Here is a 15,070-nt window from a genome sequence, read left to right on the forward strand (position 1 = left end):
TAATAATCTAGTTCGTTTCGTATTTCAAATAGTTTTTCTTACATAACGATGAAGATTAGTATCGTAAATAATCATAAAATACAGTGGAATTTTAGTCAGCTTTTTTTATCTATCTCCACTGACTATTATCCTCTATTAATTAAGCTTTTATTGTAATCTACCTTTCGCTAACCACCAAATCCCACTTACTAACATTACGTCTAAGCAAACTGTAAATAAAAATAAATGTTTAGCGAAATCCCCTTCTCCACTTCCAACAAATGGGACCACATAAGAAATCATGCCAATTATAGCTACCGCTGTAAATATGTCAGGAATAAGCCGCTCACTATGCGTCTTAGCTCTTCTGTATTCTAGCAAAATTCCTAGTCCATATAAAACGTATAAAAGAACAATCCATATGAATCCATTTGGATGATATTGCTCTTTCACATGACTCCATAAAGAAAATGTCTCCACTTGAGTAGCGGGAACTGGATTATCTTTTTTCTCATAATTACCAAGAAAAGCAACCCCATCAACGGACGGTCGGATAGTCCAAGCATATTCAGCTGTTGCCTCTAGTTTACTCCAAAATCTTTGTGGATGCGTCAAATAAAATTTGGCGATATCAGGGAATTTTATTTTATTATATAATTCTTTGTGCAATCTCGGGTCTTCCTGTGGTATCGCTGCATTAGACCAAAAATGAGTTCCTGCATTTACAGCAAGTTCTGGATCAACTCCAAGATCACGTAAATCTTGTTCTGGGTTTGGAGAATCTTTAAGAACCCCATAAAATACTGTTTGATATATATTAATTTTATCAATCCAGGCAGGTGAGCTTTTATAACAAATGAAAGATAAAATTAAAAGTAATGCCGTCATTGATACAATTACACTTCTCCATACTTTATCCTTGCGTATAAACCATAGTCTAATAGTAAGTAATGCTGCTATAAATCCTGCTGGTGTATACTGCGTTTTAGAACAAGCTAGCATTATTGCTGATATATAAAACAAAATAACTAACCAAATAGACGGATGTTTCTGACGCGCAAGTTGTATTCCTAATGCAATTGTTAAAAATAGAAACACATACGTTACAGCTTCACCATACATAGAATTAAAATATACTATGTATCCAATATCTGCAAAAACAACAATTGTTAACGTTACAAGAAAACCATTCACGATTTTATTATTCGTTTTATTCAGTTTGACAATTAGATATAGTGCTAGAAGAAAAATCATAATATATTCGACCGCTAGAACTCGTATATCAAACCAAGGTCCTGGTAATATTTTACCAATCCATAAAGCTGGAACCATGAGAAACAACTGCGAAGAAACATAATCACCTGCAGCTGGATTCACATAAGCATATAAATGATGGATAAATGAAAAGTATTTATCTACCCTCGCTTCATTTGGATCTGGATAAGCCAATCCAATTTGAATCATAATACGTTCAAAGTCACCATTGTCAGCGAGACCAACAATAGGCTTAATAAGTAATAAACCAATCATTACTATTGCCGCAACAACAACTGCTATAACTTCCCATTTTAACCACTTTGTCTGCATTTTCTGTCTCCTTTATAGATGTATAATTATTATGTCATCGTTTTTTGTCAGACAAGCATAAAATTAACACAGTCCTTTCCCCTCTTTCTAACTAAAAACCATGACTTCTTTTAGCGTGTTTTTTGATGAAAACCTGGAGATATTAAAAGTCAACATATTCATAATATACATATCTCTATAATCACCAGAGCATTCAAAATATAAAAACTAACCAAATTCTACATCATCACCCTAAAACTGTCAATTTTACATTTAGAACACCAGAACAACAATCTACTCGCTATAATTCTATTTTCTTTCAACAATAAATTACCTAATCCTATACATAAAACCCCATCTTATTACAAGATAGGGTTTAACAACTAATCTAAACTATTTTTTTATTATTGAAAATCGTAAACAATTTATACAATCCTAAAGAAGCCGGAATATTCATAAATGCAAAAGCCTCATAAGTATAATGAGGTGCCGTTTCCCATAGTAACAAGAAAGTAAGTATTCCTAGTATACTAACCATTGAGATCCGTATAACCTCTGATTCAGCTTCATCTTTCTGCTTATAAAAAATAACTGCTGCTAAAACAGCTAGATAGATAAATAACTTAAAAATATACGAATATATGGTAACCATTTTATACTTCGTTTCTTTATAGTTCGATACAAAATTTGTGACCGTTTCATCTTTCTGCTGGAACCATTCCCCAATACGATACATTGAAAATTGACTCGATACCCATTCTCTAGTTATTTTTTCATTTAAATGTTTTATATAACCCATTACGCCAAGTTCATTAAATCGCTGTACTATAACTTCTTTATTGTGTTCATTCAAGTCCTTCGTATTCTTCATCTTTTCATCATTAATATAATCTGAATCCGCCTGATTCCAGACACCATACGTATCTTTGTTAACGCCCATTTTTATCCAATGGGTGTATGGAATTTTTTCAATTTCATTATCGGTACTGAGATTCAGTTTGGTCGTTATACCTTTAAAACTTATAATGAGAATTAAACAAAATACAACACTACTTAACACCTTCAGAGAATATTTCTTACGAAACTTTAAAATATTTTCAATTAAAATCGCCAACGCTACGGCCAATGCTGTCGGTCTTATAATATAAGTACAAGCTGCAAAAACTCCCAATAAAACCCATAAAATAACCTGCATTCTTTTTGTTTCTGCCGTTTTCAAACACAAATACGTATACATCGTTGCTGAAATGAAAAATATTACTAATGTGTGTGTATAAAAAACTGGCGCCTGCCAATATATAAAAATATTTAGTACAGACAATACAATCGATATGTGAGCAACTTTAAAGTTTGTAATTTTCCTTACAATCAATACATTTAAAATAATACTCCCTGTTATACATGCTATTGGTAATATTTTCATTGCTACATCTACACTTCCGATTAATTTGGCAAAGTACCCTCCTAATAATACAATATGTGTATTATATGGATAAAATAAAAGCTGTCCCATCTCTAAAAAATAATTATCTCCATTAAACACAGAGACAATTCCTTCTTTAAGGATGGCATAATCTCCTACAACAGGGTTAAACGCTATAGAAGTAATAATTATTTCTACTGTCAAAATACCCATTATACCCAAGGCAATCACGACATTTGTATACGTTCTTTTCATTTTATTAATAATCCATTTATAATACATAAAGAAAAGCCCAAATAAAAGAAGTGTCGCTACTATAACAACGCCTACTTTTCGCGCAGTATACTCTTCAGTCGGATAAGGAAATTCTCCACTCATCCAAATTATTTTCGGGATAAAAAATTTACTTACTATCATTGAAAATACAGATAAAAACACCGTCATAACAATGATTGGATAAAATTGATTCACTATTTTTTTACAGACATTCTTTTATTCTCCTATATCTCCAGCATTCCCCAATTAATGATACGTTATCAAAATTGCACTGTCAAACCAACGTATTATATTACCTGTATAATCTGCTTTCTCTTAAGGTTTTTTACATATATTTAAACAACTTCCGCTATCCATTCACTAAATCAACTCACAATTTTGCGAAGACATTAGGTCGAAAAGCTCGATTGGTGAAGATTAATAATAAGTGCAGGATGAACACCATCTACTACCGCTGATTCTTCTTTTTTATCTATTTCAGCACTCGCATGTTTATCTGCTAGATTATCTGCAAGTCCTAACATTTGAAAAGTAACTGCAACAGCAAGAACTCTGATAGTTGTTACTATTCCTAGCCATGTTAATATTTTATTTCCCTTCCCCTTATCTGTGCCTTGTAATCCTTTCATAAAAAACCTCTTCTTATATGTAATATTACTAAAAAGTGGTTTTGTTTTCCATAAAATCAAATAACCCCCTTTCGTTAATTTCAAAAACTTTGACACATTCAAACTTACTACTCCATTTTTTCGTGACAAAATAAAAAGACCAACGAATCATAACATTCATTGGTCTTCGGATGAAAAGTTTATTTGTTTAAAATTAATATTGATTATAGATTTCAAAAACCCGTCAGCTTTGCTAAAAAATAAACCCTTTACTACTTCTACTCTCAGCTAGCCTTATGTTCAAGTCTCAACTTATCCGCAACCATTGCGATAAACTCAGAGTTCGTAGGTTTTGCTTTTGACATGGATACTGTATAACCGAAAGCTTTAAACGTTAATATGTAAGTATTTCTGAAGTTTTCTTTTCGCCCAATAAATACGTTAAATTTCACGCCCTTTATTGGTTTAGTTTTTGCTAATTCATTGGTAACATTACGTTACTAATTGTGTATAACAATATAATACATAAACACAGGGACAAACGTCAATAGAATTAAATGATATCCATGTACTGTTTCACGTGATTCTCTATTCAGCTTCTTGTTTTACCACTATCCCCCTACTCCTATAGTCTAAGTTGGTAAGTATTCGAAGCTTTCCCCTGTCCTACTGCAACAAACAATAGCCTCTGTTCTCTCAATCCTATTATTGCCTTTGACGTTGTATTGCGATTAGCACGTAAATAATCCTGTAACTAGTTATACGATAACTTCACGGGTGCTTTATCCGCTTCTAATTCTTTCATAATATATAGTAACAATAGTTCTGTTTTATCTAAGTTAGTGCGTTTGAATAACCCCAATAATAGACACCTTTCTTCCTTATTATATGTTTTAGTACTTACACAAATGACACCTAGCCTTCGATATAGAACAAATTAATTACTACAACAACAATGACTCCCATTAACTCTAGTGACTCCCCTCCTATTTTTCTAATAGTTTTCTCCCCTAATTATTCCTCTCTGGCACCGTGATAGTTGTGTCTTCTATATCTTAGGAGAAAAATATGCCGTTACTGTGCTGAATTTATTTTCAATAAACTTCATTCCTCTGATACCTAGAAAATTAAATAAGAGAATTTAAATATATATAAAAGTAATATAGAATAAAGATATTCTATATTTTAGTTTAGGAGGGAAAATATGCCGTTAGAACAAATTTTAGTAGATTCAGCAACGAGGGCAGTAGCCACTGAATCTACTAAATATCTATTTGAAATATTAAAATCCAAAATAAACAATGTTTTTGAAAGAAAAAAAATAAAATTTGAACATTACGATGAATTAGCAGAAAAATTTAATAGATACCTGGAAAACAGTGTTAATGAATATAGTACTATCCCAACTATTGCCTTGAAACACCGCAAAGTATATTTAGAACATGTATATCAACCATTAAAAATTCTCTCTTTAGAATTTGATAGTTATGCTAAACCTAATGATGCAGTGTTACTAGATAGTTATAATGACGATTTTTTTAAAAGTCACTCTAAGTTGCTAATAACTGATAGTGCTGGTATGGGCAAATCAACATTCTTAAAGTTTTTATTTTTATCTTCCATTAGACAACAAATTCAAATACCTGTATTTATCGAACTAAGAAGACTAAATATTAACCACAGTGTAATAGATGAAATATATAAAAAGATAAACTTTATATCTGCTGATTTCACAAAAGAACATATTATAGAATTGATAAAAGATGGGGATTTTCTCTTTTTCTTAGATGGCTATGATGAAATACCTGGAAATGATAGGGATAAAGTATCTTCAGATTTAAAACAGTTTATCTCCTATGGTAATAAAAACCGTTTTATTATTACATCTAGACCACACCATGGCCTCCATTTTTCGGATTTTGAAAAATTTGAAATTGTAGGTTTACAAAAGGAAGAATCATTTGAGTTAATAGAGAAATATGATAACGTTTCGGGTTACAAATTACATGAAAATCTTGTAAAAACTATTGATAACGCAAAAGGTCAGTTTGATGAATTTTTAGAAAATCCCTTATATGTTTCTCTTTTGTACCTTACATATAGAAATAAGCATGAACTCCCTTTAACTCAAGCATCTTTCTATCGTCATGTATACGATGCACTTTACTCTGACCATGACTTAACTAAAGAAGATGGTTATAAAAGACAGATATTGAGTGGGCTATCTAAAGATGAATTAGATTCTTTCCTACAACAATTTGCGTTCCAGTGTATAGAAGGTGGTATTAATGACTTTGAAAAAGACCATCTTTTAAATGCACTAAAAGAAGTACTTAAAGATAGTGTACTTGAAAGGAAAATTGAACCTTCTGAAGTCCTTGTGGATATAATACAAAATGTTCCATTACTAATTAAAGAAGGTTCCAGCTACAAATGGATTCACAAATCCTTTATGGAATATTTCGCCGCTAAATATATATCAATTGACCGTGATAAAGTAGAATTTCTAGAGGGGCTTTGGGAAAACCAACTTACTTATTTAGATGATTTCTCTAATTTACTAACTATTTACGCCGATATTGATAAAAAAACATTTAATGATATTTTTGTGAAAAGATTATTAGAAGATTTCATAAATCATGTAGAAGAGGAAGAACATACTGGGAATGTAAAGATATTAAAGCAACTCAATTTCCAAAAAGAGGTGCTTCTTGCAAAAAAAGGAGAAAGGAATAAAGGTGAGAAAGTTTTCAGGGCATTGTCAGACAATAGAAAGAACTTTATGGATAGGTATGGTATATTGCTTGTAAACAAAGAAATTGACTATAGCTTTGGTGGTATGTATTTTGCCATGTCTAATGATGATAAAGATTTGTCATTCGAAGTATCGGTACTACAGGGTGATATAAAATCTTTTTATAATCTAGAAGCCTTACTGAACATTCTTTTCGTAAAAAGATATCCTTTTGTACAATCAAATCTTAAACACATTTTACCTAAAGATATAAACGAAACAGTTTATAGATTTAGATATATTGAAGAAGGTGATTGGAGTACATTACACTTGGCACACAATATACCAGTAACAGGCACTGAAGCTGAGAAATATATCCCATTCATAGCAAGGGCTTTTCTAGATTGTCTAATCCTAAATTATGATGAAGCAAAGAATTATCTAGATGCACTAAAAACAAATCAAAAAAAGAGTATTTTAGGTTTTATGAAAAGAACAGAGAAGAACTAAATCATTATATTTGAAAATACCTTTCTGGCTAAGCGAATTATATTCCATAGTCTCTATAATGAACTTTTTCTCTTGCCCGTTTGCTTTTTTTAAAATTATCATATCCTGCATTTTCAATCTATACATAAGATTTAGCGATTTATATCTAAATTGAAACATCAATAAATAGAAAGTGTGTAGAGAATTTATTTCTACATACTTTCTTCAATTTAAATCTCTATCATACATGTTTAACTATATTACTATTACTTTTATCTTTACTTCCTTAATTAATCCTCGTCAACTTCTTCTACAACCACTTCAAACTCTTCTTCCGTAGCTGCTGTTAAAATTTTTTCTATTCTTTTAACCATTATTTCGTTTCTCTCTTCTTTAAACTGCTTAAGACATACTTCCAGCATTTCAAACATTTCTACAGACTTCGATATTAAAGCAAGATTAGCTAATTGTTCTTCATAATGCACATCATTAGCCCACAAAGTTAATATTTCTGATTCTTCTTCTAAAATTTCAGAGTATCCCTTTATTTCAAATACATTAAATACTTCATATTCTTGACTAACATCATAAATTCTCCATTTCCCTTTACTAAAACACCTTCTAATCCTATTAAGCCCCCTCTGTCCTACTGTAGTTCATCCTCTGATACCACATATATTTTAAAATCAGCAAAACTAAGGAACACAATTTGATTACCATTTTTTACTCGTTGGTAAACAGCTTGTTTCTTTGTAGGTTTGTCTATAAAATCTAAATGTTTTGTTCCATCTTTTTTCATAGCATAATAAATACCTTCACGTTCATTTATAAAATCTAAGGCTTCCTCAAATGTAGAAAACTTTTTAGCGTAGTAAGGACTGTTCATTGCTGTATTGAAGGCCCAATTATCTTGCATTAAGTTCAGTGCATATTGTATTTTTTCTAAAGGATTTTCCTTAAATAAGTTTTTAAAAAAGATAGTCTGTTCTTTAGATAGAAACATATCTTCTCTTTCTAGTATTTCATTTATTATATCTTTCTGTTCCTCAGTAAATTGAAGTAAATCTTTTTCATTAGAAATACTTATATAACCTCTTTTTGCTGTTACAACTGCAAGAACATCATCTTTATCTTCCTCATCTAATATTGTTCGTTGTATAACGTTTCCTTCATCATCTAAATCTTCAATGATTATACGCTTATTTCTTAACTCTGCTGGTATATCACTACCTGAAACGTTTATCCAGCCATTATTCCCAGCTTTCATAATCATATATGGTCTTTTTTCTTTTTTTAAAAACATACATTTCCCCTCATTTCTTCTTATGTAAAAATATTCCCATTTATAAATATAGCATGTGAAATGATATAATTAATAGAACTATGAAGATAAAGGAAGTGAACTATATTGGTAGAGATAAAAGATAGAGATAAACATTACAAAAGACAAAAATTTGTACAGCTAGCATTTTATCTATTCGAAGTATTTTTTCTTATTTTTTGTGTATTAACTATCTGTTCATTCATTGACAAAGGTTCTATGTTTGGCTGGCTAAAAGGAATTTCAGCATATGATTTTCTAGATAAAGTAATTACAATATATACACTTCATACATTAGCAGTATTTGCATACGTAAGATTAAAAATGTCTGCACGTGACGATGCAAATATTTCCATAAGTAACGTGATTTCCCACGCCCTGAATATGTGCAAATATGAGGTTTTTCCTAAGGAGATATTTGAACATTGTGAAGTACTTATGAATACTAAAAAAGGTCAAACCAGTATGTTAAATGGTGGGGACATAAAAAGAATAGAATACATTGTCGAACAAACCGAACTATTTGCAAATAAAACTATTTCACTGGCAACCTATGAATATAGATTGGAAAACTTAAGAATCAGATTAAATCATGCAACACAAACTAATAATCTAGCTTGGACAAACTCATTTCTTCTCAATTGGCTTAATGATAAATAAATTCCTATCTTTGCGAGTTTCCTAGACCTACTGCAAAAAAAATTCAGGAAACTGAGATATACAAAAGTCAAAAACTTAAACCACCCTTACCAGTGTAAAAGCGTTCTATTCCACATTAGTCTCTCACTAAAACTTGCTAAACCTCGTTAAAATATGGAACAAATATTAGGAGAAATGAAATAACATTGTAACAATGTACTGTACACTTTACATACTTATATAAATGGAAACAATAAGACACGGCAAGAGGAATTACTAGGATATTACTATAAAATAAAAAATAGACGTACAGCAATTCGACCCTTGCCGTACGTCTTTCCGTTCATTTTGCCGATAGAATCTTTTTAGATTTAACGGCATGAGGTCATAACATGATTTTGAGAAGTTTCTACTATATAAAATGAAAAAGACTGTCACAACCAGGCCCTCTTCTAATCTCTCACTATAACCACGAGTTAGCGTGATACATACATCTAGTGAAACTATTCATTTCGGTGGCTACGTCCATTAAACAAGCCAATTCAGTTGTTTTAAACTCAGTACCCTTAATTACAAATTGATTCTGTTGCTTATCGTACTCTAAGTTAACCCAGCCAGTATGCACTTCAGCATTTAAATCAAATACAAAGCCTTCTTTTTCTGTATATCTAACGTTGGCAAACCCTTCATTCTTCAATAGTCTCTCGATAGCCGGAATATTCATTGTTAAATTCGCCAATATAGACTAAAATAAGTGTGTGTGTTGGTGGAAAGTCTATATTGGCTTTCCTCCTTTTTTATTTACCGTGTTTTTCTATTAGTTCCTGCATTGCTTCATGTACTTTCTGATAATCGCTAGCACATGGGTATGAAGGCGACCTTCTACCAGAAACCTTGCCATCATAAACCATTTGAACCTTATATACCTCTACTGCAATACCGTCCCAAATTTCACTGCCGTATGACACTTTATATTCAGTGTTCGCTGGGTGGGCTTTCTGTCCTGTAGTAGCAGGAACTAATAAGGATTCGATTGGGTGGAATACTTTAGCCATTTTTCAACCTCCTTCCTATAGAACCTATAGACATTATAGAACTTATAAGAAAGGTAGTCAAATCATAATTACACAGGTGATTTTTATTAACATTAAATTAACAGACAATGACGAGTCTGGAAAAATTATAAAAAAATTATGTAGATGTCGGATGGGGCCTATACAGCCCCCCGGCCCCCTGGGTACGGTATTGCGGTTTTCAAGTTGCGAAATGCGTGCGAAATGGCACTTTTATATGCACCTGGGAAGGGCCTATATACCTAGTCCCACCTATCACTCTATAACACATCGAACGGAACACGCTGTTCGAATCGCTTCGTATCGTCACATACACATACACAATGCACCAACCATGCACCATCACATAGTGACATCACTTACTACAACGTACACCACTACAAGTACCACTGCTGCACACATACCTATAGCTATCACCTTACCCATACCTTTACTACATACCGGTGTCATATACTAACATATTCGACACCGTCAATCCCACATGATAAGATAGCACCATCAGTCGGTGTCATAATTCAGTACCATAAGTGCCCCGCAAAAAGGAGACGTTTATATATGAAATATGGTTACGCACGTGTTAGTACAGTTCACCAGGATTTAGAATCACAATTACAGACTTTAAACAGCGAGGGCTGTAAAGTTATTTATTCAGAAAAATATACTGGAAAGAATACGAACCGACCGGAATTCACAGCATTATTAGAAGTTTTAACAGAAGGTGACACGCTAGCTGTAACTAAACTAGACAGACTAGCACGTAACACTAAAGAAGGTATTGAGATTGTAGAAATGTTATTCGAAAGAGGTGTCAAGGTTCACGTTTTAAACGTTGGGCTACTAGAGAATACGACAATGGGCCGTTTCTTCCTACAAACAATGTTAGCGGTGGCAGAAATGGAAAGAAACTTAATCCTGGAACGTACTGCTGAAGGAAAAGAAATTGCAAGACAGAACCCGGACTATAAAGAAGGCAGACCTAACAAATACACGACAAAACAAATGAATCACGCTATCCAACTATTAGAAACTCACAGCTACACACAAGTAGTAGAAAAAACAGGTATCAGTAAATCAACCTTAATAAGAGAAGTAAAAAAAAGAAAAGCATCTGCACAATAGAAGCAGGTGTTTTTTTGCACAAACTTACTTTTATATAGTAAAAAATCAAAACCACTTCCCAGGCACAACATGCCCTACCAGGTTAAAGGGCATTCGCATTGTTACGGGATTCTATTCAGAATAATATTTTTAATACTGCCCAAACAATCCCGCTTTCATGTATTAGCTTCGTCAAGATTCGCTATACTTCGTTAAATATAACGTCCCCCCCTCTTCCAAGTTACGGCCAATCAACTTCTACTTTCATATCTGTTAATAGCATTCGTGCAGCCCACACAATAGCTTCAACGTCTTGGATATAAGCATCTTTTGGCCTATAATGTCTTGGCCCTAATGCCATTCCTTCACGTTCCAAGTAAGCAAGGCGTATCATTAATTCTAACGCCAAAATATCGTCACCTTCAATAGAACCTTGGAAAACAGTCACACTTCGATGTTCCCCGTCTTTTAATTCGTTTAATACTCCTGTAATTTTAAGCACCTGCAATCACTCTCCGTACTATAAATTTTTAGATAACTTTAGTATAAACTCATTACAGAAATAACAGCACTCTATAAATCCTTACACAGCTGCTACGAACAAAAAAAGAGACAGCCCTATTAAAGGCTGCCCCGAATTTTCGCACTAAAATCTAACATTTTCTTAATGTAGTAGTCCCCTGACTCTTCCGGTATAGACTCTATTGGTGTCGCTTCTAGTTTTCGTAGTGCTTCACGCCTAGCTTTATTTGTTTTTGCTAATTCAATAGCTTCTTTCGTTTCCCAAGGCTTCATTAGTTCTTCGCTTTCTACAAATACAACTTCTTCTTTCATCTTATAACCTCTCCTCTTTCCTGTTTATTAGAATGGAATTACTTTAATAGAACTTTTGATTACACATATTAAACGTAACAAAATATCATTCCAGACCCTACAAAGGGTATTCCTTATAATTTTAAAATTAACCGTGAATAACAGAGGGACCCAGCTGTAAATTTACGTGTGACCTATTTAAACAAAAAAGAAGCCCCGGACAGAACGGTAAAGACAACCGAACTATCTAGGGCTTGTACTTTATTAAAAATTTTTAAGGAAATTGGAAATCCAGATTACTTATTAGGCAAGTAAGCAATATCTTCTGGTGTATCTACACGCTTTAGAAATCTTTCAACCTCTTCAGCTGTTACACCTAAATAAACATCTTCATGATACGCCTTATCTTGATGACGTTTAGCAGACAGCAAAGGCAAGTAAGTTAAAGGCTTAGTTTGTCCACCTTCTCGCATTACTTCAGCAAGCTTTAAATCTACTGTATAGTACTCATGAAGCAACTTAGCTTCTTCTTGCAGTACTTCTAAGTATTTACGTTTCGCAACGGATAAACGATGATACACCGCTTTAGCATTCGAATCTCTTTCCTTATTGAAAGGTTCAACTAATGCCTTTGAGTCCAACGCCATACTAGTTACATAACGTTTACGAACATTAGCCATTACAACTAATTCTTCCTGTAATTCTCTGATTTCAGTGCTTAGTTTATCTACTAGAGTAGTGAGTTTCTCTGCTTCTTTTTCCTCGCCACTAACGTACTTCATTTCTAACGCTTTCGGCAATTCAACTTCACGCACATATTTAACTTCCAACGTCTTCTCTTGTAATGATGTTTCTGCTAGCTTAATCTTCTTATCAATGTTCGCCAATCCATCGTAAAACGATTTATGAAACGACTCTACTCGTCCTCTAATACTTCCTGTTTTGGCTTTTGTACTCGTTGATACAGTGCTTGACATATTAACTCACCTCTTTCCTTTTCGTCTTCAGAATCGACTAATACAATGTATGGAAATGCTTCTACAAGTTCCCTTGCTTCTTGCAGCGGTACATTCTCTGCTACGCTTCTATTAAATTTAATTCCTCTATATTCATATTCCTGTACTCTAATCTGTCCATTCTCTATTGGATGTCCAGGAATGACTAGTGTTACTTTCTTTTCATGCTGTTCGTAATACTCTTTGATATAATCAATCCGTGATTTTGACATATCTCTCGTCCTTTCTATCGGCTTTTAGTTTAGTTAAAATAGTTTAGTTACTTTTTCTTTTTTCTTCGCCATATTATGAACTAACATTAATTCAGCCGTTTCTAATCCGTACTCTTGAAACAAACTTAATAATTTCATCTTCTGCGACTTCGAGAAACTATCACCGTGAATATGGTATGCAATGTTCTCCTTAGTACATAACAACTCATGACTAAGCCGCGAGTATGATGTGTCGTAAATCTTACACAAGGCCTTCAATGTAGGTGAATCTAAAAAACGAATTAAGAATTCTTTTTCATTCATCTGTTTAACCCCCTCCCTTACTATTACTACTACTTGTGTAGCATTTCTGTAGTATATATAGCGTTACAAAGGGCTTGTGTACTACATGCCGCTATTCATTGTGTAGTTAATAGACATAAAAAAAGAGGTACTACTAGTGGACAACAAACCACTAATAACACCTCAAAACATGTATAACAATTAAACTAATCAATACGTTTAAGCGGCCCAGGCCGTTGCCAGCTTTTTAATTCCGCTATCCAGAAACCTTTTAACTTGCGTACGATATTTAATATCCAGCATTCCACCAATTTCATCTAATGTTTTAACATCTTCCATGATATATAGCTTTGCAACTTCTAATTCTTCACCTGTTAAAACTTCTTCAAGAAAAAGTTTAGTTGTTAAATCCTTCTCAAATTCCACGCTTCCCAATTTCAATGGTACCGCTTTGCCTTCTTCTATATCCTCTAAGTTCGCTTCTACTGATTTCGCAATATGAAAAAAATTTTTCCCTACTGGGGAATCTGAGACAAGTCCCTCTGCACGTAAATAGTCTATTATAACGGACCTGATAGCATTTTTAATGTGTTCATATAAATAGTACTCGCTTATCCAAGAATAATCCTCTACAGCCTCCCAGGCACGTTCCTGGGCTATTGAGTATAAATCACTGTAGCTTATCCTTGTAGACTTACCGAATTTCTTAAAGATTGTAGCTGCTTGTATCCTTGCTAAATTATCAATTAATGAATGTGAAGTTTGATAAAATGCTTCAAAAGGTTCGCCCGGTTCAATACCATAAGTCCTTTTAGCGTAAACTTCCCACTGTTTTTCTAACTCAAATATCCTATTACAATGTCTATAACGGATTACCCTACGTCTCTTTGTCTCCTGTACTCTTTGAATCTTTGTAGATTCTATCTTTTTTACTAATACCACAGTCATTTTTCAATCTCTCCTAATTTTTTAATTAAGTGTTACAAATCGAGGTTAATTTTCGAATTTAATTACATATCTTACTAACGGAAATAATACCTCTACACTTAATTAACGTAAGAGAAAGACAATACAGACGGTGTTAGAAATAAATTATGGGCCGAATTTATATTTTTATAATTGAGTGTTACAAATCGAGGCTAACTTTCGAATATAATTACATATCAATCAAATGGGAATAATACCATACACTCCCCAGAGACTAAGAGATAGAGACAGTATAGACGTGTTAATTAATTACGTTTTAATATATTTTGTACTCTAGTTTTATGAATCATTTTCATTTCTTCATCTAAAGCCGTTGCAACTGCTACAGTGCTAGTTAATCCCTTTTCTTTGTATCTTCTAGCAATTGATTGATAAACTTCAATATCCTCCAATTCGCTAAATTGAAGCCCCCATGCATCAACCACAAGTACACTCGATACTACAGGAAATCCCTCATTAACCATAGCTTGAACGCATTCTCCTTTATATTGAAAATAGCCAAGTGTGTCTTCACTTAATGTACGATATGCCCTTATAGCAACCACAATATTTTC

The 15,070-nt window shown here is 33.0% G+C and carries 17 protein-coding genes and 2 pseudogenes; 3 read left to right on the forward strand and 16 right to left on the reverse strand.

All coding sequences use genetic code 11. The features are described 5' to 3' along the window. Positions 1-147 precede the first annotated feature (147 nt). The 5 genes and pseudogenes from wsfD to G9F74_RS29955 all read right to left on the reverse strand — a co-directional run bounded on the left by wsfD (position 148) and on the right by G9F74_RS29955 (position 4,714). Positions 148-1,566, reverse strand: coding sequence for a glycan biosynthesis hexose transferase WsfD (wsfD, locus tag G9F74_RS02650; RefSeq protein WP_016109077.1), 1,419 nt, complete (start codon positions 1,564-1,566; stop codon positions 148-150). Between the two features lie 367 nt (positions 1,567-1,933). Then, positions 1,934-3,412, reverse strand: coding sequence for a glycosyltransferase family protein (locus tag G9F74_RS02655; protein ID WP_050570026.1), 1,479 nt, complete (start codon positions 3,410-3,412; stop codon positions 1,934-1,936). Between the two features lie 221 nt (positions 3,413-3,633). Beyond that, a complete protein-coding gene (locus G9F74_RS30505; RefSeq protein ID WP_229181206.1) occupies positions 3,634-3,933 on the reverse strand; it encodes a hypothetical protein in 300 nt (99 codons plus the stop codon). Between the two features lie 203 nt (positions 3,934-4,136). After that, a pseudogene (locus tag G9F74_RS29950) lies at positions 4,137-4,235 on the reverse strand (sporulation initiation factor Spo0A C-terminal domain-containing protein); the annotation flags it as partial. A 242-nt stretch (positions 4,236-4,477) separates the two neighbouring features. After that, positions 4,478-4,714, reverse strand: a pseudogene (locus G9F74_RS29955) (GntR family transcriptional regulator). A 342-nt stretch (positions 4,715-5,056) separates the two neighbouring features. Here G9F74_RS29955 and G9F74_RS02670 point away from each other — a divergent pair. Beyond that, the gene (locus G9F74_RS02670) at positions 5,057-7,096 is read left to right on the forward strand and encodes an NACHT domain-containing protein (protein ID WP_001127761.1); all 2,040 of its coding nucleotides are present in this window, start codon (positions 5,057-5,059) and stop codon (positions 7,094-7,096) included. Between the two features lie 269 nt (positions 7,097-7,365). Here the strand turns inward: G9F74_RS02670 and G9F74_RS02675 are convergent, their stop codons facing one another. Then, positions 7,366-7,560, reverse strand: coding sequence for a hypothetical protein (locus G9F74_RS02675; protein WP_002044818.1), 195 nt, complete (start codon positions 7,558-7,560; stop codon positions 7,366-7,368). 161 nt (positions 7,561-7,721) lie between these two features. Beyond that, on the reverse strand, positions 7,722-8,378 hold the full coding sequence (locus G9F74_RS02680; protein WP_000478856.1) for a hypothetical protein: 657 nt from the start codon (positions 8,376-8,378) through the stop codon (positions 7,722-7,724). A 105-nt stretch (positions 8,379-8,483) separates the two neighbouring features. On the opposite strand from G9F74_RS02680, the gene G9F74_RS02685 reads away from it, so the two are divergent. Then, positions 8,484-9,056: a hypothetical protein gene (locus G9F74_RS02685; protein WP_000229341.1), complete on the forward strand. Its 573-nt coding sequence runs from the start codon at positions 8,484-8,486 to the stop codon at positions 9,054-9,056. A 442-nt stretch (positions 9,057-9,498) separates the two neighbouring features. Here G9F74_RS02685 and G9F74_RS02690 read toward each other — a convergent pair whose 3' ends face one another. Further along, positions 9,499-9,759, reverse strand: a complete 261-nt coding sequence (locus G9F74_RS02690) for a hypothetical protein (protein ID WP_001024961.1) — start codon at positions 9,757-9,759, stop codon at positions 9,499-9,501. Between the two features lie 73 nt (positions 9,760-9,832). Next, the gene (locus G9F74_RS02695; protein ID WP_001141087.1) at positions 9,833-10,090 is read right to left on the reverse strand and encodes a hypothetical protein; all 258 of its coding nucleotides are present in this window, start codon (positions 10,088-10,090) and stop codon (positions 9,833-9,835) included. Between the two features lie 573 nt (positions 10,091-10,663). On the opposite strand from G9F74_RS02695, the gene G9F74_RS02700 reads away from it, so the two are divergent. Beyond that, the gene (locus tag G9F74_RS02700; protein WP_000873664.1) at positions 10,664-11,227 is read left to right on the forward strand and encodes a recombinase family protein; all 564 of its coding nucleotides are present in this window, start codon (positions 10,664-10,666) and stop codon (positions 11,225-11,227) included. A 220-nt stretch (positions 11,228-11,447) separates the two neighbouring features. Here the strand turns inward: G9F74_RS02700 and G9F74_RS02705 are convergent, their stop codons facing one another. The 7 genes from G9F74_RS02705 to G9F74_RS02735 form a co-directional block, all read right to left on the reverse strand. After that, complete coding sequence (locus G9F74_RS02705) at positions 11,448-11,708, reverse strand: hypothetical protein (protein WP_000913096.1); 261 nt, start codon at positions 11,706-11,708, stop codon at positions 11,448-11,450. A gap of 119 nt (positions 11,709-11,827) precedes the next feature. Next, positions 11,828-12,040, reverse strand: coding sequence for a hypothetical protein (locus G9F74_RS02710; protein WP_000657154.1), 213 nt, complete (start codon positions 12,038-12,040; stop codon positions 11,828-11,830). Positions 12,041-12,315: 275 nt separating this feature from the next. Beyond that, positions 12,316-12,996: a hypothetical protein gene (locus tag G9F74_RS02715; protein ID WP_016109082.1), complete on the reverse strand. Its 681-nt coding sequence runs from the start codon at positions 12,994-12,996 to the stop codon at positions 12,316-12,318. After that, positions 12,936-13,247 (reverse strand): hypothetical protein, encoded by a 312-nt coding sequence (locus G9F74_RS02720; RefSeq protein WP_000047048.1) that lies wholly within the window; start codon positions 13,245-13,247, stop codon positions 12,936-12,938. The genes G9F74_RS02715 and G9F74_RS02720 overlap by 61 nt, the downstream gene beginning before the upstream one ends. Positions 13,248-13,280: 33 nt before the next feature. Further along, the gene (locus G9F74_RS02725; RefSeq protein WP_001002994.1) at positions 13,281-13,550 is read right to left on the reverse strand and encodes a hypothetical protein; all 270 of its coding nucleotides are present in this window, start codon (positions 13,548-13,550) and stop codon (positions 13,281-13,283) included. 198 nt (positions 13,551-13,748) lie between these two features. Next, complete coding sequence (locus tag G9F74_RS02730) at positions 13,749-14,477, reverse strand: sigma-70 RNA polymerase sigma factor region 4 domain-containing protein (RefSeq protein ID WP_000219382.1); 729 nt, start codon at positions 14,475-14,477, stop codon at positions 13,749-13,751. A 284-nt stretch (positions 14,478-14,761) separates the two neighbouring features. Further along, positions 14,762-15,061, reverse strand: coding sequence for a hypothetical protein (locus G9F74_RS02735; RefSeq protein ID WP_000225772.1), 300 nt, complete (start codon positions 15,059-15,061; stop codon positions 14,762-14,764). Positions 15,062-15,070 lie beyond the last annotated feature (9 nt).

Source organism: Bacillus sp. EKM202B (genome assembly GCF_011066025.1).
GTDB lineage: Bacteria > Bacillota > Bacilli > Bacillales > Bacillaceae_G > Bacillus_A > Bacillus_A toyonensis.